General features: G+C 60.1%; 20 protein-coding genes and 1 tRNA gene. 10 read left to right on the forward strand and 11 right to left on the reverse strand.

The annotated features are described in order from the left end of the window. Positions 1–203: 203 nt before the first annotated feature. Positions 204–872, reverse strand: coding sequence for a dioxygenase family protein (locus BM353_RS11735; RefSeq protein ID WP_092081074.1), 669 nt, complete (start codon positions 870–872; stop codon positions 204–206). Positions 873–875: 3 nt separating this feature from the next. Next, positions 876–1,475 carry a dioxygenase family protein gene (locus BM353_RS11740; RefSeq protein ID WP_092081076.1) on the reverse strand — a complete coding sequence of 200 codons (600 nt, stop codon included), beginning with the start codon at positions 1,473–1,475 and terminating at the stop codon, positions 876–878. A gap of 73 nt (positions 1,476–1,548) precedes the next feature. Here BM353_RS11740 and BM353_RS11745 point away from each other — a divergent pair, with 73 nt between their 5' ends. Then, on the forward strand, positions 1,549–2,337 hold the full coding sequence (locus BM353_RS11745) for an IclR family transcriptional regulator (RefSeq protein WP_092081078.1): 789 nt from the start codon (positions 1,549–1,551) through the stop codon (positions 2,335–2,337). A gap of 2 nt (positions 2,338–2,339) precedes the next feature. Here BM353_RS11745 and BM353_RS11750 read toward each other — a convergent pair whose 3' ends face one another. Both BM353_RS11750 and BM353_RS11755 read right to left on the reverse strand, forming a co-directional pair. Then, a complete protein-coding gene (locus BM353_RS11750) occupies positions 2,340–3,218 on the reverse strand; it encodes a beta-keto acid cleavage family enzyme (protein ID WP_092081080.1) in 879 nt (292 codons plus the stop codon). A gap of 3 nt (positions 3,219–3,221) precedes the next feature. Continuing rightward, entirely contained in the window at positions 3,222–4,559 is a 1,338-nt protein-coding gene (locus BM353_RS11755; protein WP_092081082.1) for an aspartate aminotransferase family protein, read from the reverse strand. 80 nt (positions 4,560–4,639) lie between these two features. On the opposite strand from BM353_RS11755, the gene BM353_RS11760 reads away from it, so the two are divergent. The 8 genes from BM353_RS11760 to BM353_RS11795 are packed head-to-tail and all read left to right on the forward strand — an operon-like array spanning position 4,640 to position 12,103. After that, entirely contained in the window at positions 4,640–5,806 is a 1,167-nt protein-coding gene (locus BM353_RS11760) for a CaiB/BaiF CoA transferase family protein (RefSeq protein WP_092081084.1), read from the forward strand. Further along, the gene (locus BM353_RS11765; RefSeq protein WP_092081086.1) at positions 5,803–6,681 is read left to right on the forward strand and encodes an SMP-30/gluconolactonase/LRE family protein; all 879 of its coding nucleotides are present in this window, start codon (positions 5,803–5,805) and stop codon (positions 6,679–6,681) included. The genes BM353_RS11760 and BM353_RS11765 overlap by 4 nt, the downstream gene beginning before the upstream one ends. 4 nt (positions 6,682–6,685) lie before the next feature. After that, the gene (locus BM353_RS11770; protein WP_092081088.1) at positions 6,686–7,585 is read left to right on the forward strand and encodes a dihydrodipicolinate synthase family protein; all 900 of its coding nucleotides are present in this window, start codon (positions 6,686–6,688) and stop codon (positions 7,583–7,585) included. Continuing rightward, the gene (locus BM353_RS11775) at positions 7,582–7,866 is read left to right on the forward strand and encodes a (2Fe-2S)-binding protein (RefSeq protein ID WP_092081090.1); all 285 of its coding nucleotides are present in this window, start codon (positions 7,582–7,584) and stop codon (positions 7,864–7,866) included. The genes BM353_RS11770 and BM353_RS11775 overlap by 4 nt, the downstream gene beginning before the upstream one ends. Further along, a complete protein-coding gene (locus BM353_RS11780; protein ID WP_092081092.1) occupies positions 7,866–9,266 on the forward strand; it encodes an FAD-dependent oxidoreductase in 1,401 nt (466 codons plus the stop codon). Before BM353_RS11775 ends, BM353_RS11780 begins: the two co-directional genes overlap by 1 nt. Continuing rightward, on the forward strand, positions 9,263–10,366 hold the full coding sequence (locus BM353_RS11785; RefSeq protein ID WP_218155478.1) for an NAD(P)/FAD-dependent oxidoreductase: 1,104 nt from the start codon (positions 9,263–9,265) through the stop codon (positions 10,364–10,366). The genes BM353_RS11780 and BM353_RS11785 overlap by 4 nt, the downstream gene beginning before the upstream one ends. Next, the gene (locus BM353_RS11790) at positions 10,363–11,139 is read left to right on the forward strand and encodes an SDR family NAD(P)-dependent oxidoreductase (protein WP_092081094.1); all 777 of its coding nucleotides are present in this window, start codon (positions 10,363–10,365) and stop codon (positions 11,137–11,139) included. Before BM353_RS11785 ends, BM353_RS11790 begins: the two co-directional genes overlap by 4 nt. Before the next feature lie 22 nt (positions 11,140–11,161). Next, positions 11,162–12,103: a hypothetical protein gene (locus tag BM353_RS11795; protein ID WP_092081096.1), complete on the forward strand. Its 942-nt coding sequence runs from the start codon at positions 11,162–11,164 to the stop codon at positions 12,101–12,103. 74 nt (positions 12,104–12,177) lie between these two features. Here BM353_RS11795 and BM353_RS11800 read toward each other — a convergent pair whose 3' ends face one another. The 6 genes from BM353_RS11800 to BM353_RS11825 are packed head-to-tail and all read right to left on the reverse strand — an operon-like array spanning position 12,178 to position 19,341. Next, entirely contained in the window at positions 12,178–13,842 is a 1,665-nt protein-coding gene (locus tag BM353_RS11800) for a sulfatase-like hydrolase/transferase (RefSeq protein WP_092081098.1), read from the reverse strand. Continuing rightward, positions 13,842–15,395: a tripartite tricarboxylate transporter permease gene (locus tag BM353_RS11805; protein ID WP_092081100.1), complete on the reverse strand. Its 1,554-nt coding sequence runs from the start codon at positions 15,393–15,395 to the stop codon at positions 13,842–13,844. The genes BM353_RS11800 and BM353_RS11805 overlap by 1 nt, the downstream gene beginning before the upstream one ends. A 9-nt stretch (positions 15,396–15,404) precedes the next feature. Further along, positions 15,405–15,833: a tripartite tricarboxylate transporter TctB family protein gene (locus BM353_RS11810; protein ID WP_092081102.1), complete on the reverse strand. Its 429-nt coding sequence runs from the start codon at positions 15,831–15,833 to the stop codon at positions 15,405–15,407. Positions 15,834–15,890: 57 nt separating this feature from the next. After that, positions 15,891–16,838, reverse strand: coding sequence for a Bug family tripartite tricarboxylate transporter substrate binding protein (locus BM353_RS11815; RefSeq protein ID WP_092081104.1), 948 nt, complete (start codon positions 16,836–16,838; stop codon positions 15,891–15,893). A gap of 28 nt (positions 16,839–16,866) precedes the next feature. Then, positions 16,867–17,823 (reverse strand): MBL fold metallo-hydrolase, encoded by a 957-nt coding sequence (locus BM353_RS11820; RefSeq protein ID WP_218155479.1) that lies wholly within the window; start codon positions 17,821–17,823, stop codon positions 16,867–16,869. A gap of 33 nt (positions 17,824–17,856) precedes the next feature. Then, positions 17,857–19,341, reverse strand: coding sequence for an FAD-binding oxidoreductase (locus BM353_RS11825; RefSeq protein WP_092081108.1), 1,485 nt, complete (start codon positions 19,339–19,341; stop codon positions 17,857–17,859). Between the two features lie 124 nt (positions 19,342–19,465). Between BM353_RS11825 and BM353_RS11830 the strand changes: the two genes are divergently transcribed. Then, the gene (locus BM353_RS11830; protein WP_092081110.1) at positions 19,466–20,152 is read left to right on the forward strand and encodes a GntR family transcriptional regulator; all 687 of its coding nucleotides are present in this window, start codon (positions 19,466–19,468) and stop codon (positions 20,150–20,152) included. A gap of 343 nt (positions 20,153–20,495) precedes the next feature. On the opposite strand, the gene BM353_RS11835 is transcribed toward BM353_RS11830, so the two are convergent. Next, positions 20,496–20,572, reverse strand: a tRNA-Met gene (locus BM353_RS11835). Positions 20,573–20,582: the final 10 nt, after the last annotated feature.

The following is a 20,582-nucleotide window of genomic DNA, read 5'->3' on the forward strand; positions in this document are numbered from 1 at the left end:
AGCGCGGTTGTTCAGGAGTTGCTGCGACCACATGGACGGGCCTAGCGCTTGCGACCTCCGCCGTATCGACCGACAGCACGGAGAGCGTTGCCAATCACCCGGCCGGATCAACTCAATGCGGACGTCCAGTCGATCGAGGATACCCGCTGTTTGCCCGCTTTTTTTAATGGTTTCATACTTGCGGTCGCATAGCGACTTACGTGCTATTCAAAGAAGGTTGCGTTGCGCCCCCCTACGACGATGTCGAAATCAAAGGCCTGGACCACATCCGCGGTGCCAACCTCGCGGGGCCGGCCAATATTGCGCTCAAAGGCATCGCCCATGAGGATGGCCATCGGATCGGTTGCGTTGTTCGGCTCACCCGGGAAATACATCTGGGTAATTAACCGCGAGGATCCCCCGCTCAGCGACATGTGAATGTGCTTGGGCCGCCAACGGCCAATGTCCGGACGCGCGAGATAGGCTCCGGGGCTGATAGCCCAGAACCTGTAGCACCCCTCGTCATCGGTCAGTACGCGGCCCAGCCCAAGGTGGTTTTCATCCAGTTGCAGTCCGGAATGATCCTCGATGTGCCGATAGCGCCCGTAGTGATTGGCGCTCCACACCTCCAACAGGGCACCAGCCACAGGTCGGCCTGATGCGGTGCGTACTCGGCCTGTTACCTCGATCGGAACACCATCGGCGCGCGGCCGGTCAGGAGCCGTGCGGGTCATGTCCCATTCATGCGGCGTGGTGGCGTAGCGCGCGGGCACGACAGGTACGAAACTCGACCTCGCCTCTTCGGGGATCAGGCGCAGCCTCTGGCGCGGGGTTCGCTGGTCTGATGTATTGTCTGTCGGACCGATGGCCAGAATACGTCCTTGGTTGCCCATCGCTCAGCTCTCCAGATCGTCAAAGAAAGGGGTTTCACCGTCGCCGGCCATGACAATGTCAAAGACATAAACCTCGGCCCCGCTGGACGTGCGCCCGTCGTGTCGTGCGATCAGTTTCGGCGCGTCGTCGCCCACGGCCAGCAAGAGCGGATCGGCCTCGTTGCCCGGCTGATTGTCAAAGAACATCTGGGTCACGACCCGATTGATCCCATCTGAGAAGATCGTGATCGTGATGTTGGGTGCCCGTCCCTCGGCCGCGCCGGGCAGAATTGTGCGGAATTCATATGCCCCCGTGGCCGACCGCAACCGCCCGTAGCCATGGAACCACGGGTCGATGTCCGCGTGCCCTTCGGTAGCGGGCGTCCGATAGACGCCATTGGCATTGGCCTGCCAGAATTCCATCACGACGCCGTTGGCCAGTTCCCCATGCCGGTCCAAAACCCGGCCACGCAGCACAAGTGACGTGCCTGCAGCCTGGCCGACCACGCCGGGATCGAACTTTGTCAGATCTTCCAGCCCGGGATCGGCAAAAAAGATCGGAAAATAGGGCCCGCAGGTGTCTTCGTTTGTGGCTGGCAAAAGGTTGGATGCCGGATCGGTCATCGCCTGTCCTCCATTGTCCTGGTGTGTTTTGCATATTAAACATCATTAGCCACAACAGAAGAACCAATCGCCCATGGCCAAAGCGACCAATCATGATGTCTACTTCGTTCCCGGTCTGCACCGGGGATTGAAAGTGCTGGAAATTCTCGGCGCCGCCGAAACGCCCATGTCCCTGAGCGAGATTGCCCGCGCGATGGGCCTGAGCCGATCTTCGGCGTTTCGTCTTGTCTATACCCTGCGGCAGATGGAGTTCATCCGCGAGGCGGAACAGGCCAATGCGTTTACCCTCGGTGCGCGGGTTCTGAACCTTGGGTTTGCCTATCTCAATCAGCAACCAATCGCCGAGATTGCCCGCCCGATCCTTGCGTCTTTGCGGGATGAAACAGGTGTTTCGACGCACCTGAGCGTGCTTGAAGGCGACGACGTGTTGTATCTGGTCAGTCACCAAGCACGGTCCGGCTATGTGTCCAACATGCGCACAGGCACCCGGACGCAGGCCTATGCCTCGGCGATCGGCTGGTGCTTGTTGGGGGCCAAAGACGATAACACCCTTGCGGTCTTTGCCCAGCGTCAAAGCTGGCATCCGTTTACTGAACACACCCCAACCGATCCGGACAGCCTTACTGCGCGGGTCAAACAGGCCCGAGACGATGGTTTCGTAATCTCGCGCGGGTTCCGGGAACCGGGCGGGTCGAGCGTGGCCGTCCCGGTGCGCAACAACAGCGGCGCGATTATCGCATGCGTAAACCTGTCCGGCCCCGACAGCGGGTTCGATTTTGACCGAATGGAAAGCTTCTACCTGCCCAAGACCCAAGAGGCCGCCCTGCACATTTCGCGCGCCTTGGGGTATCAGGGCAGCTAGGCTCATTCGGCGATGCCCAATAGTTCGCGGGCCTCGGCGGGGCTGGCAAGCGCGCCTCCCAAATCGCCGATGATCCGGCCTGCTTTTTCAACGAGTTGCGCGTTGCTCTCACAGTGATTGCCCTTGGCGATATGGGCGGTGTCTTCCATCCCGATGCGGATGTGCCCCCCCAAAAGCCAGGCCTGAGCGAGCATCGGGAAAGCGGCGCGGCCAATCCCAAAGGCCGCCCACTGGCTGCCCTCCGGCAATTGACTGACGAGATAGGCCATGGTGGCCGGGTTGGCCACGGCCCCGAAGCGCACACCAAGCACCATTTGCACCATCAAAGGCGTATGCAGGACACCGCGGGCAACGAAGTCCTTGACCATATGCAGGTCGCCACTGTCGAAAATCTCGATCTCGGGTTTGACACCGGCGGCGTAGATGCGCTGCGCCATAATCTCGAGGTTGCGCGGGCTGTTTATGACCGACGCCTGACCGGACCACATGGTGTTGAAGTCCAGTGTACAGATCTCCGGCCGCAGGGCCTCCACATGCGCCACACGCCGTTCCGGCGCACATAGCGTCGACCCCGAGGCCGCAACCTGTGGATCTATTTCCGACGGGATGAACCGCCCACCCTCGCCCGTGGTCAGGTTCAGCAGAACATCGGTGTTTTCAGCACGGATCCGTTCGACCAGCTCCTGATAGAGGTCCAATCGCATGGAGCCTTTGGCGGTTTCAGGATCACGCACATGCAAGTGAACGATTGCAGCTCCGGCGTCGGCGGCATCCAGCGCCTGGCGGGCAATCTGTTCGGGAGTGATCGGCAAGTGCGGACTGATCTCGGGCGTCATCAGGTTGCCGGTGATCGCCGCTGTCAGGATGGTTTTGCACTTCATCGGTCAGCCCGCCAGCACGTCTTGCACAGCGGCGGCAAGCGTTTCGACGATGTCGTAGATCTCTGCCTCGGTCGATGTATAGGACGGTGCCAGAAGCACGTGATCCCCGTTTACGCCGTCGATGCAGCCCGGTGAGGGGTAGGTCATTACACCCCGAGCCTTGGCAGCTGACCCGATATTCATGGCGATGCCACTTGAGGAATCAAACGGTGCCTTGCTTTTACGGTCCGCGACCAGTTCGACCGTCCAGAACAGCCCACGCCCCCGCATGTCACCCACATTGGCGTGCTGCGCAAAGGTATCGCGCAATGCAGCCTCAAGCTGCGCACCACGCCGAACGACATTGTCCAGCAGGTTTTCCTCTTCGATCACCTGCTGCACCGCCAAGGCCCCGGCTGTCGCAATCGCGTGGGACATATAGGTATGCCCATTCCAAAGCTTGCCGCTGCCCGCCTTGATGACATCCACAACTTTTTGCGCGGCCAGCACGGCGGCTATGGGCTGGTACCCCGCCCCCAGTCCCTTGGCCATTGTCGTCAAATCGGCAGCAATGCCCTCCTGCTCCAATGCGTAGGTCGTGCCGGTGCGGCCCATGCCGCTCATGACTTCATCAGCGATCAGCAAGACACCATGGCGGTCACAAATTTCACGAACGCGCGGCCAATAGCCTTTGGGCGCAGGCTGCGTGCCCAATGAGGCCCCGACAACAGGTTCTGCCACAAAGGCCATCACGGTCTCGGGGCCAAGACGTCCAATCTCTGCATCCAGCAACAGAGCCATCCGTTCCGCAAAATCCGCTTCACTCTCATCCTGACCCTGCAAACGATAGGGATAGGGCGCGTCGATGTGATTGACCTCAATCAAGAGGGGGGCGAAAGGCGCGCGTCGCCCGGCATGCCCTCCAGTAGCCAAGGCACCCAACGTGTTGCCGTGATAGCTTGGCTTGCGCGCGATAATCTGCTGTCGCTCGGGCTCTCCCTTCTCGATACAATACTGCCGCGCAAGCTTCAGCGCCGCTTCCATCGCCTCAGATCCAGAGCCGAGGAACATCACCCGCCCTGCACCAGTCCCTTCGGGCGCACAGGCCACAAGGTGAGCAGCAAGCTCTTCGGCCGGGGCATTGGTGAATGACCCTGTATGGACAAAAGCCAACCTGTCCACCTGCGCCTTGATCGCCTCTCGCACCTTTGGATGGTCATGCCCAAGGCAGGACACCGCAGCTCCGCCACAGGCATCCAGATAGCGGCGCCCGCTGTCGTCGATCAGGTAATTGCCATCAACAGCTACCACCATGGGAAGGACGGCATTGAAGTCTCGGTGGAAGACACTGCTTTCGCCCATGGCACACTCATCTTATGTCTTGTATGTAAACGCGCGTTTTGTATATTAGACAATAATCGCGATCGCAAGGCTTTACTCTCATGCTATCGGCCCTCAACGGCATAAAGGTGTTGGATCTGACCCATGTATTGGCGGGGCCCTTTTGCACATATCAGCTGGGCCTGATGGGTGCCGATGTGATCAAGGTAGAAGACCCCGAAAACCCTGACTGTGCCCGGGGCCGCGGGCCGGACGATGCACTGAACGCCGTCGGTCTGGGCCTGACCTATCAGGTCCAGGGGGCAAACAAGCGCAGCCTCGCCCTGAACCTGAAGACACCCCAAGGGGCCGAGGTGCTGCGGACACTGGTGAAAAGCGCCGATATTCTAGTGGAAAACTACACCACCGGGGCTCTGGAAAATCTTGGTCTTGGGTATGACGTTCTGACAAAGATCAACCCCTGTCTTATTCATTGTTCGATCACCGGGTATGGGGACAGCGGCCCGCAGGCCCGACATGGCGCGTATGACAATGTCATACAGGCCACGTCAGGCACCATCTTGCAATGCGGTGGAATCAAACCCGGTGTGTCCTTTGTAGACTATGCCACTGGTTATGCTGCGGCCTTTGCCATCAGCGCCGGTCTGATCCAGCGCGCACAGACCGGACGCGGCACGCATATGTCTGTCTCGATGCTGGAAGTGGCGTTGCAGATGATGGCCCCCGAAGCGGCAGGGGCGCAGCACCCTGCTCCTGTGGCGCGCGGCAAGGAGGCGGGCATCGCCAGCTATGACACCCGCGACGGCAGGCTGATGCTGGGCGCTTTCCGCCCTGCGCAATACCGCAAGCTGGCAGTCTTGCTGGAAGATCTGGGCCACCCTCTGCCCGCCTTGGCTCAGGTCAAGGACTGGCCCGATGTCTGGGCGCTGAGTGAGGAGGTCAAGGCCAACCTGCGCGACATCTTCCTGACCAAGGATGCCGACACATGGGTCACCCATCTGCGTGCTTGCGACCTGCCGGCCGAACGGGTCAAATCTCTCAGTGAGGCTGTTACCCTTCCCCAAATTGCGGCCCGAGGGTATTTTCAGCCCAACCCGATTGATCCCGTGACCCACCTACCCACGACCGCTTTTCACATGGACAACACCGGGGCCAGTGTGACCAAAGCCCCCCCGACGCTGGGCGAGCACACCCAAGACGTTTTGACAGAACTTGGGCTGGATGCCGACCAGATCGGCAAGCTTATGGAAGCAGGGATCGTCAAATGACCCGACTGAATGCCACGCCCTGGACCGCCCTGCCCGAAGCCCTGCACCATCGTGGCGCGCCTTCGGCCTGGGCGCGGATGACGCGGCCCGGACAAGACATGCATTCCTTTCTCGAGGCGGCCTTTTTGGACGCCGAGGGCGACCTGTGGCTGTCTGACGTGCCCTATGGCCGCGTGTTCCGTATCAACCCTGCCGGTCAATGGACCATGGAACACCAGATCGACGGTGAACCCCATGCCATGCGCATTGCCCCTGACGGGACCCGGATGGCCGTGGATTACCGCCTCGGATTGATCGCCCTTACAGGTGACACGACCTTTGACGTGCTCAGCACAGGCGGCGACCGACCTTTCCTTGGCTTGTCTGATATGACCTACGGCCCCGACGGCGCGCTGTGGTTCACCGACAGCGGGCGCAGCAGCCTGAGCGAGCCCGCAGGCCGCGTCTACCGATGGCAAGATGACGCGCTGCGCTGCGTGCTCGATTGCGTGCCCTATTCGAACGGGATCGCTGTCTCACCGGATAACGCATGGGTCTATGTGGCCGCCACCCGCGCCAATCAGGTGTGGAAATTCTCCACCCGCCTGCCCGACACGGGCACCCCCATGGTGGGAACCTATCTGCACCTCTCCGGTGGGCTTGGCCCCGATGGGCTCGCCTGCAATCCCCATGGCTGGCTGGCCGTGGCACAGGCCCAGGCAGGCCGCGCCTATGTGTTTGACGCGCTTGGCGACAAGATCGCCGATGTCCGCCTGCCAAAGGGCCTATGGACCACCTCCGTCACCTTTGACCCTGCCGACCCGCAGCGCCTGATCATCGTGGACGCCCAGTTCGGCGGCGTCTTCACCTGCCACATTCCGACATCAAGGACCTGAGCCAATGCAAAAAGACGACCTTCACGGTTACGTCCCGGCCATCGCCACACCGTTCAACGACCGCGGCGAAATCATGGAGGACGCCTTTGTCGATCTGTTCGAATTCTTGCTGTCGCGCGGGGCCACCTGTATCTGCATCGCCGGGGACAACGGCGAAAGCTGGGCGCTGAACGCCGCCGAGCGTGGCCGTCTTGTCCGGCTGGCGAAAGACACCGCCAAGGGCCGCGTTCCTGTCATGATGGGCATTTCCGCCCCCACGATCGACGCCTCTCTGGCCTATGTCAAAGCCGCCGAAGAAAACGGGGCGGATGTGCTGCTGTCGATGCCCCAGACCTATGTTCTCAAGGCGTCCGAGGCAGAACTGATGGCCCGGTTCGACAAAGTGTCAACCGCCACCAAACTGCCACTGGTCCTTTACAACTCGCCCCGCCGCATGGGGTTTTCCCTGACCATCGACCAGACCGAACGGCTGCTGGACAACCACAACGTCATCGGGATCAAGGAAAGCCAGCGCGATTTCTTCCATCACACGCATCTGCTGCACCGCCTTGGCCACCGCATGTCCGTGATGACAGGGCCGTGCCACTACATCCTGCCCGCCTTTGCCCTCGGGGCCAAAGGGTTTATCGCCACGGGCCCCGAATTCACCGACTTGCTTCCCAAGGACATGGCCTCCGTGGGCACCGCCGCGCCGAATGACACCTATCGCCACGCCCACCACCAACTGACCGTGCTTTACGAGTTGCTGATGGCCACGGGCACATGGCCTGCCGCCTTCAAGGCCGCGCTGAACCTCATCGGCCAGCCTGCGGGCGTGCCGCGCGATCCCGTCCTGCCCCTGGGCGAAGCTGACATCGACAAGATCAAGCGCACCTTCGACGCATTGGGCATCTCATACACATGATCCGGCTGGTCCCAAATCAGGCAACGCAGATCACGCGATCCGAAAAGGTCACATTTACCTTTGACGGAACGCCTGTCACCGGCCACGCAGGTGAAAGCCTTGTGGCCGCTCTGATGCGGGCCGGATATCTCGCCTTGCGGAATGCGCCCAACGACGCTGCTCCACGCGGCGCGTTTTGCGGCATGGGGCTTTGTCAGGAATGCACGGTTATGATCGACGGTCAGGTTGTCGAAGCATGCCGGACTGGTATCACCCCCGGTTTGACGGTTGAGCGTGTGTGATGGCTGATCACTATGACATTGCGGTTGTCGGGGCCGGGCCGGCAGGGGGCAATGCCGCCCTCGCTGCGGCACAGGCCGGGCTGCGCGTGGCCTTGCTGGACGAACAGCCAACCCCCGGCGGTCAGGTCTGGCGGGACAAATCCGCCAGCATCTTGTCGGCCCCTGTAACGCCTGAAAGCCGCGCTGGCGCTGCCCTGCGCAAGGCCATCGAGACAAGTGCGGTGACACCTCTGAGCCAGATCCGCGTCTGGGACATCCGCCTTAGAGACGATCATTGGGTGTTGCAGGCCCAACGCGCAGCTACCTCGCAAGAGATCACTTCGAAATCCCTGATCCTCGCCACCGGCGCGCGGGAATATGTCCAGCCTTTTCCCGGCTGGACAACGCCCGGCGTGATCGGGCTCGCCGGGGCAACGGCATTGTTTAAACAAAGCCTGACACTGCCCGGCAAACGCACCGTGGTCAGCGGGACCGGCCCACTGGTGTTTTACGTCGCCAGCGAAATCCGCCGCCTTGGCGGGGAAGTTGCGGCCGTTGTCACGCCCAACACCCGCAGCCAATGGGCGCGCGCGCTGCCCGACATGCTGGGGCAGCCCAAGCTGCTGGCCCGCGGCGCCCTGTGGGTTGCTGATCTCATGCTTGCGCGGGTGCCGATCCTATGGGGTCACGCCGTTGCGCAAGTGGACGGGGCCGAACAGGTCACCGCCCTCAAGGTTCGCAATCTGCGGACGGGCACAGACGGTCCCGACATCGCGGCGGACAGTCTGTGCATCGGTCATGGGCTGATCCCCAATATCGAGGCCGCGCAGATTCTGGGTGTCGCGGTCCGTCATGACCCGTCTCTTGGCGGCTGGGTGCCTGACGCCGCGCCGGACGGGGCAACGGCAATCAAAGGATTGTACCTGTGCGGGGACGGTTGCGGCATTCGCGGGGCCACGGCGGCGGGGCTGCAAGGCAGCCTGACAGGCGCACGCGCCGCCCGCGATCTGGGTCGCGATGCGCCGACCTCCCCGCTGGCCAGATGGCACAAGGCGGACCGGTTCGGACGGGCGATGACCGCCCTCAGCCTCCCAACGCCCGCGCTTGAGGCGCTGACGACCAGGGACACGATCATCTGCCGCTGCGAAAGCCTGCGCTGTACTGACATTATCGATGAAGTTGCTACCGGTGCCGCCAGCACCAATGCCGTCAAATCAGGGCGCCGCGCGGGGATGGGACCCTGCGGCGGGAAATACTGCCAGAGCGCCATCGCCACCCTGATCGCAGCTCAGACCGGCAAGTCATTGGCCGACGTGCCCCCACCGACACCGCGCCCGCCTCTGCGCCCCGTTCCTCTCGGGCAGGCGGCAGGCGCGTTCGAGTACGACGCTTTGCCCATCTCGAAACCGGCTCCCTTGTGACCCACACGCCCACATATGACATCGCTATCATCGGCGGCGGCATCATGGGCTGCGCCACAGCCCTGCGGGTCGCGGAAGGGGGCATGTCAGCCATCGTGCTGGACAAAGATGACCTTGGCCAAGGGGCCTCGGGTGTGAATGCCGGCACACTGAGCCTACAGATCAAGCGCGTCAAACTGATGCCTTATGCGTTGCGCGGCCATCACCTGTGGGAACAGATGGGCGACGCTGTGGGCTTTGCCAAAACCGGCGGCTACACTCTGGCATTCAACGCCCGCGAGGCCGAGATGCTTCAAGAGCGCCAGACCCTGAAGGCGCAGGCGGGCGCGCCAATAGAATTCGTCTCCAACAATGCCTTGCGCGCGGCTGAACCGCATCTGACCCAAAAAGTCGAAGCCGCGAGTTTCTGCCCCGAGGACGGCTATGCCAATTCCTCACTGACAGGCCAATACTATCGTGGACGCCTGCGCGATGCGGGCATTGCCTACCGAGAGGGCTGCAAGGTCACCGACATCGGTCACAGCGCCGGGTTTCTCCTCACCACGACAACCGGCCAGATCAGGGCCAGCCGCGTCTTGCTCGCGGCAGGCGCATGGCTCAAACCACTGGCAGCGCTTCTGGACGTGGACTTGCCCGTCAACGCCCGCGTCAACACCGTGTCTGTCACCGAACGTATTCCCACCCTGATGGGCAGCGTCATCGGTCATGCCACTGGCCTGCTGACCATGAAGCAAAAGGCCAACGGCACGGTGCTGATTGGTGGCGGCTGGCAGGGACTCGGCACGCCGCAAGATGGGCGCGGCACCGTAAACGCCGACGCGGTCAAACCCAACCTTGCCTTGGCACAATATGCGGTCCCCGCACTGGCCAAGGCTCGCGTTACCCGCAGCTGGACCGGGTTCGAGGCCAATGTGCCCGACTTCTACCCGCTGGCCGGAGCCCTCCCCGGTGTGCCCGATGCCTATGTCTTGGGCTGTGTGCGCGGGGGGTACACCATCGGCCCCTATATCGGCCAGTTGATGGGCGACTTCATTCTGGGGCGAGACCCCGAACTTCCCCTGTTTGATCCGGGGCGCGATTTCACAAAGGACACGACATGACACAAGATCCAAGCAGGCTGGATGGAAAACTCGCCGTGATCACCGGGGGCGGAAGCGGCATCGGAGAGGCCACGGCCCATGTCTTTGCGCAGGCCGGGGCGACGGTCGTGGTTGCCGGACGCCGGGCAGAGCCGCTGGAAAAGGTGGCCAAGGCCGTTGGCGGGCACGCCATCACCTGCGATGTGTCAGACCAGAGCGACGTGCGCGCCCTGTTTGCCAAGGCCAAGGCGATCACCGGGCGGGTGGATGTGCTGCTAAACAATGCAGGCGGCCCCGGCCCCATTGCGCCCGTGGCCGAGGCGGACATGGACGACTGGGTCGCCTGCATGCACATCAACCTCGTCGGTGCCATGTATTGCCTGCAAGAAGCAGCCAAGATCATGACCGCCCAGGGCGCGGGATCAATCATAAATATGTCCTCCTTGATGGGCATCCAAGGCTACCCGATGCGGTCAGCCTACGTGGCCAGCAAGTTCGCTCTGATCGGGATCACCGAAACCATGGCGCGCGAACTGGGGCCCCATGGCGTGAGGGTCAATGCCCTGATGCCTGGCGCGGTGTCGGGCGAGAACATGGACCGCATCCTAGCCCGGCGTGCCGAGGCCGAAGGGCGCCCTGCCGCCGAAATCGAGAAGGAGAACTACACCGATGTGGCCGCCTTGAAACGATGGGTCGATCCAAGCGAAGTCGGGCGCGCCGCGCTCTATTACGCCAGCGACCTGAGTTCTGCGATCACTGGCGACAAAATGAAAGTGGATTGCGGACGTTTCTGACGCCCCACAAGGAGGATCCAACATGCAAGTCGAAACCCTGACCCTGCCCCTGCCCCATGACTGGTTCGCAGCTGAAACCGCCCTGCCGAAAACCCGCTTTCGGATGTCAAAACTCAAGACCAAGGGCAGCGCCTTGCACGGGCTTGCCGCGCGGGTATCCCAAGCTCGGGCCCAGACAGAATTTGGCGAAACAGACAGCACGCTGGACGGGGCGCAACGCCTGTTCGACAGCTACTTTCTGGTAGAACGGGCCTCTGGACCACCGGTCGAGATGCTGCGGGCAGCAATCGCACAGGCGCTGCCCATTTGCGTCGCCGACATCGAAACCGGTGTGGAACTGGACGAGACACAGTTTGAAAAACTCGCCCGGGGACTGCACCGTTTGGCAGACTGGGCGCTGATACCCGCGGATATGCCCGACTTCACACCGCCCCAGATGACTGCTGACCCCCTGTTTCGCTGGAAACAGCAGCACCAGTTGTTCTTCCTCATAATCCACGGAATGCTTTATCTTCTCCACGTCCTTGAAGAAGCGCTCGACCGCGAACATGCGCCTGTGACTCAGACAATCCTGAGTGATTTTGCCGACCTGATGGAGGCGTCAAAAGTGGCCTTCCACCTCGCAGCCAACTTCTCTGCCGAGGCCTACGAGGACCTGATCCGCCCGGACATGACTGCCCATGATCCGCATTTTTCAGGCCTGTTTTATGCAGACCATAAAGAGTTGGTCACCAGCCTGCGGGTTCTTAAACGAGTGCCCGATGACTTCGAAGAAGAACTAGACAGGATCAGCGCGGCCATATCCGAAACCTATGACGCTCACGCGCATGTCTGCCTGCGGTTCGTGGGCGAAACTTCGAGCCTTGCCTCCAAAGATGACAGCCGCGTGGCCGCCGAGAGCATCCGTGGCAAATACGTCAAACGTACCAAGGTCATCGCGGGGCTCGCTGGACCGCGCAGCTGATGTAGGCGGGGGCCGGCCGCGCCTCATCTCTGTGCGAGTCGGGTCCGAGCAGTGTTCTGCCCGGGCGCCTGCCGTCAGGTCTCCTGCACCGGCGGCGCCATGCGGCCCGTGTATTTGGCGACCAGATCCGCATCGACGTCTGCTTCTTTGACCGCCCCGAGGATCACGCCCTTGGTGCTGCGGTTGCTGCGTGTCTGAACCAGCGTCTTGTTCGAGATCGTGGTGCGTTGGGCGGGGCGCTTGGCCCAGGTGCCCAAGACGTCCGACAACCGAACGATGACCTCTGCGTGGTCCTCACTCTGCCCCAGATCAACCAATTCATCTGGGTCTTCGCGCATGTCGAACAGCATGGGGCGAATGCCGCCGCCAAATTCGATCAGCTTGAACCGCCCGTCCGTGACCATGAACAAGCGCGACTCGGCAGTGTCCAAATCCAGCTTCTTCGACAACGGCGTCATCGAGAAATCATATTCGCAAAAGGCATGATCGCGACTCTGGCCCTGCCCCCTTAGCAATGGAAAAAGCGATTTTCCTTCCAAAACATGATCCAACCTGCTCGCATCTCCGCCAGCAACTTCAACAAATGTCGGCGCAAGATCGATCAATTGAACCAGCGCGTTCGAAACCGTGCCCCGCATCGGGTCCGCCTCCGCCGAAGGATCATAAACGATCATCGGGACCTTGACCGATGTATCGTGGCAAAACGTCTTTTCCCCCAGCCAGTGGTCGCCCAGGTAATCGCCATGGTCCGAGGTCACGACGATCATCGTGTCCTCCATGCGGCCGGTCTGCTCAAGCCAGTCGAACAGCACGCCCATCTGATCATCGCACTGCTTGATAAGCCCCATATAGACACGCAACGCCTTTTCTCGCACATGGTTCTGAGAAAAGGCCTGCCCCACCGGGGCCTTCATCATGCCGCCAAAAACCGGGTGATCGGTCGCGCGTTCTTCCTCGCTCCGCACCACAGGCAGAAAGTGCTCTGGCCCATACATGGCGTGGTAAGGCGCAGGCACGATATAGGGCCAATGCGGCTTGATGTAGGACAGATGGCAACACCACGGCGCGTCGCCTTGCGCATCGATAAACGCCATCCCGCGACGGGTCAGATACGGTGTCTCGCTGTCATACTCGATTATATTGGCCGGCTTATCGCTGTTCTCCAGAAACCAGCCAGACAACACATTACCCGCCCCGTCGTTGGCGGAATTGGCGTAATCATGCCACGGGTTGTTACCCTCATAGCCTCTGGAATGCAGATATTCGTTGTACTTCAGCGCACCACGATCGTCGTAGAAACCGTCGGGGCCCTCGGGGCGCATACCGTCGTCCCGTTCGAATACGTCAAACCCGCATTCTGACACCCGCGCGCCAATCACACTGTCGGGTTCCAGACCCAGCCGCGCCATGCCTTCGGCGTCCGCCATCATATGGGTCTTACCCACCAGCCAGCAGCCCATCCCCAGATCACGCAAATAGTCGCCCATCGTCCGCTCCCCCACCTTCAGAGGGACATTGTTCCAGGACGCGCCATGGCTGTGGACGTAGCGGCCCGTATAGGTCGACATCCGTGACGGCCCGCAAAGCGGCGACTGGATATAGGCCCGATCAAAGCGCACACCTTTGGATGCCAGCTTGTCGATATGGGGCGTTTGCAGATGCGGATGTCCGTAACAACTGAGGTAGTCCCAGCGGAGTTGGTCGAACATGATAAACAGGATATTCTTCGGCTTTGCCATCAGGGATGCTTTTGATCCAGTGTTTCGCCATCGGGCACACCCAGATTAGTGGTGTCCGCAGCCGTATTGCTCCTTTTAGACAGGAACCAGAACACGGACATAACTGACAGCGCCAGCAAAGCGACTGCAACCGGGCTGGTGTAGATGTTCAGCAGGTTCCCGTTCAGCAAGGCAATCGCTTGAGCCAGCGATTTCTCGAATTGCGGCCCAAGAAAAAACGCGATGATGAAGATCACCAACGAGTATCCAAAGCTGTGCATCAATAATCCGAAGACCGCGAAGATCAGCATCACTGTCACCCCAAACAGCCCATTCGTCGCCATCGAAACCCCGACAAAGCAGAGCAAAAGCGCCGAGGCAAAGATAACCGCCTCGGGCGCCGAGACGACCTTTACCCAAAGCCGCAGACCCGCCTGCCCCACCCAAAGGTTGATGAAATTTGCCATGATCATCGCGCCGAACAGGCCATAGACGAGCCGTCCTTGATTTTCGAACAGAAGTGGTCCGGGCTGCATGCCATGAATCATGAACGCACTGATGATGAGGGCAGCCGTCACACTGCCCGGAATGCCCAACGTAAGCAACGGGATCAGGTTGGCGCCAACCACGGCCGAATTAGCGGACTCGGTAGCCGCAATCCCATGCAGGTTGCCTTTGCCGAAGGTCTCCGGCTCTTTCGATGCGGCCTTGGTCATCGCATAGGACATGAATGCCGCAGCAGTGGAGCCGATCCCCGGCAGCGCGCCAAGAATCGTTCCGATCGTGGCACCCCGCAACAGGGTAAATCGACAGGCCCAGTATTCGGCAAAGGATACGCGCCGGTCTTCGGGTTTGCCGGTGTCGGCCACCAACAGGCCCTTCCCCTCGCCTCTGCGGGTTTCAGACATCCGTCTCAGGATCTCGGAAATCGCCAGCATTCCGATCGCCACAGACGGCAGGGCCAGGCCGTCAAACAAATCCCAATATCCAAAGATCAGCCGCGGTGTGAAATGCTCGGGATCCGTGCCCACGAATGAAAACAGCAAACCGAGGGCGGCGGCGATCACCCCTTTGGTCAGGGATTCCCCCATCAGCCCAGAGATGATCGAGAAGGCAAAGACCATGAGTGCGACAACCTCAACCGGACCCATCTTGAGCGCCAGAATGGCCAACGGGGCGGACACCGTGATCAGAACGATGTCGCTGAAAGTATCGCCCGTGATCGACGAAAACAGCGCCATCTTCGTGGCCTTGAGCGGCTTGCCCTGCTGGGCCAGCGGATAGCCGTCCATCGCCGTGGCGGCGGCGTCCGGCGTTCCCGGCGTATTCATCAAGACAGCCGGCACGGCACCGCCAACCAGCCCGCCCTTGTTGACACCAACTAGAAAGGCAATCGCGGGCAGCGGGTCGAGGCCAAAAGTGAACGGAATGGCTATCGCCATGGCCATCACGGGCCCGATCCCCGGCACCGCGCCCACAAACTGGCCCAGCACGACGCCGAAGACCACAAAGGCGAGGTTTATGGGGGTAAATACATCCACGAACCCCGCGAGAATGATAGAAAAATCAACCATCTTGGCGTCCTATCCCGGCAAGCCCCGTTCCAGAAGTTGCGTCACAAGAAACCAGATCGCTGCAGGCATCAGCACAACGCCAACACCCAGCCAGAGCGGGCGGCGCTCTCCAATCATAAGCATCACGATCAGGGCCAGAACGGGCGAAACATACAAGAACCCGACCAGTGACATCGCATAGATCGAGCCGCCCAAAACCACCACATAGGCCGCTGCTTTCAGGAAGAACCCGGCATCCGGGGCTGCATGATTGGTCGGCCGCAGCATCAAGAGCCCGCCGCAAACCGCCAAAACCCAAGCCGTGACATAGGGCATCGTCCGAGGGGACAGGTTCCCGCCTTGGGGATCCTCGACGTATTCGGGGATCACAAGGAAAAACAGTGCAAGTCCAAAGACGAGAAAAAAGGCTCCGGACAGCCTGTCAGTACGCGAGCGCATGCGGGCCTCCCCTCCCTGTTGTCAGGCCCCGCCACCTTTGGCGGCGGAGCGTTTGGCTTAGTTTGCGAACAGGCGTTTGGCGTTTTCTAGCCCGTCAGTCATCATCAACTTGGCACCTTCTGGCCCCATGTTGATCGGATCGCCCTGCACAGCATTGCGCACAATTTCCGCGATTTCCGGGGACTGCACGGCCTCATCGATAGCCGCTGCGATGGCTGCTGTTGCTGCCGGATCGCTACCGGTTTTCATGGCTAGGAAGAACACCGCATCCACATAGGCATCCACACCGGATTCGATAAAGGTCGGCGTTTCCGGTGCGTAGCTCAGACGCGATTGGTTTGCGCTGGCAATGACTTTCATGTCACCAGATTCCATGTATGGAAAATGCTCGCCCGAGGCGAAACCGGCCAGCACCTGACCGCCCAGGATCAGGCGGATCACCTCCGCTCCACCATCCGCAGTCACGAGATTGAAGTCCACACCAGAGGCCTTGGTCGTCGCGTTCATCATTAAGACCTGCGGCGGCGCCATCGTCGCCAGCGGCATGTTCCCCTGTTCTTTGGCGTAGGCGATCATCTCTTGCAGCGTGTCGAACGGCGCGTCCGCACTCGCCACTACGGCCAGTTCTGCCTTGGCAATTGTCCCGAGGTAATCAAAGCTAGCGATGTCAAAAGGTAATTCATCACCTCGTTGGACCAGTTGTACAAGCACCGGAATACCAACGCCCATACCGATTGTCTGGTTGTCGACAGGGCGCTGCGACAGGCTGGTAAACATCGCCACACCCCCACCACCCGGACGGTTCTCGACAATCACGTTCCAGCCGGTCTGCTCCTTCATGACTTCTGCCAGAACCCGACCCATCGTGTCGGTCGATCCCCCGGCACCAAATCCGATCTCAATCGTAATTGGGCCATCAGGCGCCCAGTCCTGCGCCAGTGCTGGCACTCCAAAGGCGATCAGTGCCGCAGCGCCCAATGCCCTGAGTTTTGATGCAAGTTTCATTGATTTCCTCCCTTTTTTCGTCTGTCTTCTATTTGTTTTGTTCGATGGCCAGCCGCTCGACTGCGCCTTCACGCAAAGTCGTTATCTGTGCCAAAAGCCCATCGGGATCGATCAGCACGTTCAGGTCTTCCTCGCCCCGTTCGGCCATCGCCTGACGGTCCTCATCCAAGCCGTTGGAAAAACCGTGTGTGGTCAGGTGGACCTGAATACCCATGTCCTGAGCCTCGGTCAGGGCCCGTACCCGGTCCAAGCTTTCGATGAATGCTTCGACCTGTGGCGGCCCTTCAATAGCGTTCAGGCCAAGCCCGCCGATGGTGATGGCCCGGTACGTCTCCCCGCGGTCCATGACGTCATAGACATACGACGCTGTCCCCCATGTATGGCCGGGCGTTTCCACCACAGTAAAACTGTTGTTGCCAAGGGTGATCACATCCCCATCGGCCACGACCATGTCTTGCTCGATCATGTCCCAAGCGCGAGGTCCCCCTTGGGACGATTGAGAGGACTCGATCGCCTCATCCCAGCCTCCTTGGGTCATCACGAAAGTTGCGTTTGGCAAAAGCGGCTTGAGCGCGGCGGCACCCGCCACATGGTCAAAGTGGCCATGAGTCATCAACACGTATCTGATATCGGTCAAATCGGTGCCCGTCTTGGCGATATTGTCCAGCAACGTCTGGCTGAACGGTCCGTATAGCGTGTCGATCAACGCCGTCCCTTCGTCGGTGTGCACTAACCACGCCGAGACCCAGCAGACCCCAACATAATCCACGTTGTCAAAGGCAGCCCACGGCTCGATGTGCTGCGCATCCGGCGTACTCAGCCAGCGCCCCAGATCGGGCGGCATCTGACCTGTCCGCCCAAACTCGACAAACCGGGCAAGGATTGCCTCTGACGGACATCCGCCAAACAGGTTCTGCGCGCTCGCAGGCATGGCCAAGCCAACCGCCATGGCTGCGGCCAAGGTATTGCCTGTCGGTTTCATCATGTCACTTACTCCCATCGACATGTTGAACGCCCCCTAGGGATCGCGTGGTACCGGAATGAGTTTACCGGGGTTTATAAGACCGCTTGGATCGAGCGCCGTCTTGATGGCCCGCATCGCGTCCAGCTGGCTGGATTCTTTCAGATCGATCATGACATCGAGCTTGCTCTGCCCGATGCCATGTTCAGCCGAAAACGAGCCGTTCAATTTCGCCAACAGCGCAAAGGCCGCTTGCTTCGCCCGGGCCAGCGGCAGATCAGCCCAGTTCCGCCCAGGCTGCGCGCTCAACGCATAATGCAGATTGCCATCCCCAAGATGCCCAACGGTTAGCGGCTGGAACCCCATCTCAGAGACCGCCTCATCCATCGTGGCCACAAACTCGGCAACAGCGGCAAGCGGCAGCGAGATATCCATGTGATAGGCCGGGCCGTTCTCGGTGATCGCCTCAAGGATCGCTTCGCGCATTGCCCAAAGATCCAGACGCTGCTGCTCTGATTGTGCGATCATCGCATCGACAACGATCCCTTCTTCCATAAGCACTTCGAGCGCTGAAAAAACGAGGCTTTCCAGTCGAGTTCCGCCTCCATCCGCCGACTGTGCATCATCCTCGCGCGGCGACGTGACTTCGAAAAAAACACCCGTCTGTGCCGCATCTTCCAGCGGCTTCCGGACTTTTGGAAACACGCGACAGATTACATCAACAGCCGCCTTGGGCATGTATTCAAACGCCTCAACCCCGCCGCCGCTCCGGTCTTGCAGGACATTCAAGACCCTGGGAGCGTCTGCCAGCGCGGCCAAAGACAGAAAGCCCGTTGTCCGAGCCTTGGGCTCCGGAAACAGCTTAAATACCGCCGCAGTAATGATACCAAGCGTTCCTTCCGCACCAATCAGCAGATCCCTCAGATCGTACCCGGTGTTGTCCTTTCGCAGGCCCGTCAGAGCATTAATGACGGACCCATTAGGCAAGACAGCCTCAATACCGATGCACAACTCCCGCGCCGTGCCATATCGGACAACATTGGATCCACCTGCATTTGTAGACAGGACACCGCCAATCATCGCGCTGCCCTGTGCTCCAAAGGTCAATGGAAATACCAAACCTCGGTCCCGCGCCCGCTCCTGGGCGGTCTGTAATACAACGCCCGCCTCGACCGTGATACTGCGCCCATCCTGATCCAGGTGACGTACGGAATTCATCCGCTCAAGAGAGATAAGAACCGACGTGCCGTCCCCGATCGGCACACCGCCACCACACAGTCCCGTCCGCCCCCCTGTCGGGACCATGGACACGCCGTGATCGCAGCAAAGCTTGACGACCTCGGCCACTTCTTGGGTGGTCTTCGGTTTGACCACAGCGATCGGCGATCCTGAAAACTGCCCGGTCCAATCCCGCCTATAGGGCGCTGCCTCGTCGTCAACGCCACGTATGACATGCGCCGCACCTACCGTTCTCTTCAGGCCCGCAAGGAAATCGCCCACCGGTGCGACAGACAATCCGGTTGCTACATTGACATCCCACATGACGGAGATTTCCCTCTCGGCTCAAAATCTACCATGGTACATCCAAACTCGACGCGTCAATAACTTTCTACCATGGTAGAATCCAAGAACTTGTAACCAGCCCAGCCAGATCAATTGCAGGCGAATGACCCATTACCCCAGACAGAAATCCGTCGCTGAACTGACCGCAGACCGCATTCGAGAAGCGATCATCCTCGGGGAGTATCCGCTTGGCACGAAGTTGTCCGAACAGAAGTTGGCCGATCAATACGAGGTAAGCAGGTCCCCTGTTCGCGAAGCATTGGTGCTTCTGCAAACCGAAGGCCTTGTAAAAGTCTTCCCCAAAAGTGGTTCGTTCATCTTTTCACCTGACGAACAGATGACCCGTGACCTATGCGAACACCGCGAAATTCTGGAAACGGCGAGCCTTGCATTGGCGATCTCTCAAAATCACCAGCGCCTGATGGACGGCATGCAAGATGGAATGGATCAAATGCTGAACGCCATCAGGGTTGGCGACACCAAGCAATATTCCCGCGGCGATCTCAAGTTCCACCGTGCCATCATCTCAGGCAGCAACAACCATTCGATGATCAAGTCATACGAGACAACCATCGGCCCGCTCATGGCCCTACGAACGCATCTCTTCAGGGTCAGAGGCATTCACCTTGACCGGTCAATGGAAGAGCACGCCGAGTTGATCGACGCATGCGCCGAAAAGGACGTATCGCGTGCGCAAATCATCTCCATCAAGCATATCAATCACCTGTCAGAACACGCCGAGGAAGAGCAGATCCACAACGCCCAGTCTTCCAGTTTCCCAGCGTTGTAAATTAGCAGTGAAACGTCCCGAGGCTACAAGCCTCCGCTGAATCCAGCTCTGGCCAGCTTGTGATCCTCTCGCCAGCCTGTAATCGCGAAATGGCCACCGCTAATACGCTGTATCATGCCGATTTGGCGCACCGCCGCCGCTATCGTCATCCCTTGCCCTCGTAGGACTTCGACCTTGCGAAGCATTGAAGCACACACTCTTCGGGTTTCTCTCGTTTCGCCGCCACTGCAGATCCTCCAGTTGCAGGACAAGTCTATCCTGAGAGGTCAGCTCTTGAAGCTGTTGAGTTTTGGGTACAACAAAAAAGCCGCTGGTCTTTTGACTGCGGCTTGTTCGGTAAAGTTGGTTGCGGGAGTAGGATTTGAACCTACGACCTTCAGGTTATGAGCCTGACGAGCTACCGGGCTGCTCCATCCCGCGTCAACCATTG

It is taken from the genome of Poseidonocella sedimentorum (assembly GCF_900116005.1).
GTDB lineage: Bacteria > Pseudomonadota > Alphaproteobacteria > Rhodobacterales > Rhodobacteraceae > Poseidonocella > Poseidonocella sedimentorum.

Bases quoted from the DNA above. Each gene is read 5' to 3' on its own strand.
- BM353_RS11735 (WP_092081074.1), bottom strand. From the start codon at position 872: ATGGGCAACCAAGGACGTATTCTGGCCATCGGTCCGACAGACAATACA.
- BM353_RS11825 (WP_092081108.1), bottom strand. From the start codon at position 19,341: ATGTGGGATGTCAATGTAGCAACCGGATTGTCTGTCGCACCGGTGGGC.
- BM353_RS11740 (WP_092081076.1), bottom strand. From the start codon at position 1,475: ATGACCGATCCGGCATCCAACCTTTTGCCAGCCACAAACGAAGACACC.
- BM353_RS11810 (WP_092081102.1), bottom strand. From the start codon at position 15,833: ATGCGCTCGCGTACTGACAGGCTGTCCGGAGCCTTTTTTCTCGTCTTT.
- BM353_RS11790 (WP_092081094.1), top strand. From the start codon at position 10,363: ATGACACAAGATCCAAGCAGGCTGGATGGAAAACTCGCCGTGATCACC.
- BM353_RS11775 (WP_092081090.1), top strand. From the start codon at position 7,582: ATGATCCGGCTGGTCCCAAATCAGGCAACGCAGATCACGCGATCCGAA.
- BM353_RS11765 (WP_092081086.1), top strand. From the start codon at position 5,803: ATGACCCGACTGAATGCCACGCCCTGGACCGCCCTGCCCGAAGCCCTG.
- BM353_RS11750 (WP_092081080.1), bottom strand. From the start codon at position 3,218: ATGAAGTGCAAAACCATCCTGACAGCGGCGATCACCGGCAACCTGATG.
- BM353_RS11770 (WP_092081088.1), top strand. From the start codon at position 6,686: ATGCAAAAAGACGACCTTCACGGTTACGTCCCGGCCATCGCCACACCG.
- BM353_RS11745 (WP_092081078.1), top strand. From the start codon at position 1,549: ATGGCCAAAGCGACCAATCATGATGTCTACTTCGTTCCCGGTCTGCAC.
- BM353_RS11755 (WP_092081082.1), bottom strand. From the start codon at position 4,559: ATGGGCGAAAGCAGTGTCTTCCACCGAGACTTCAATGCCGTCCTTCCC.
- BM353_RS11830 (WP_092081110.1), top strand. From the start codon at position 19,466: ATGACCCATTACCCCAGACAGAAATCCGTCGCTGAACTGACCGCAGAC.
- BM353_RS11800 (WP_092081098.1), bottom strand. From the start codon at position 13,842: ATGGCAAAGCCGAAGAATATCCTGTTTATCATGTTCGACCAACTCCGC.
- BM353_RS11815 (WP_092081104.1), bottom strand. From the start codon at position 16,838: ATGAAACTTGCATCAAAACTCAGGGCATTGGGCGCTGCGGCACTGATC.
- BM353_RS11780 (WP_092081092.1), top strand. From the start codon at position 7,866: ATGGCTGATCACTATGACATTGCGGTTGTCGGGGCCGGGCCGGCAGGG.
- BM353_RS11805 (WP_092081100.1), bottom strand. From the start codon at position 15,395: ATGGTTGATTTTTCTATCATTCTCGCGGGGTTCGTGGATGTATTTACC.
- BM353_RS11820 (WP_218155479.1), bottom strand. From the start codon at position 17,823: ATGATGAAACCGACAGGCAATACCTTGGCCGCAGCCATGGCGGTTGGC.
- BM353_RS11795 (WP_092081096.1), top strand. From the start codon at position 11,162: ATGCAAGTCGAAACCCTGACCCTGCCCCTGCCCCATGACTGGTTCGCA.
- BM353_RS11760 (WP_092081084.1), top strand. From the start codon at position 4,640: ATGCTATCGGCCCTCAACGGCATAAAGGTGTTGGATCTGACCCATGTA.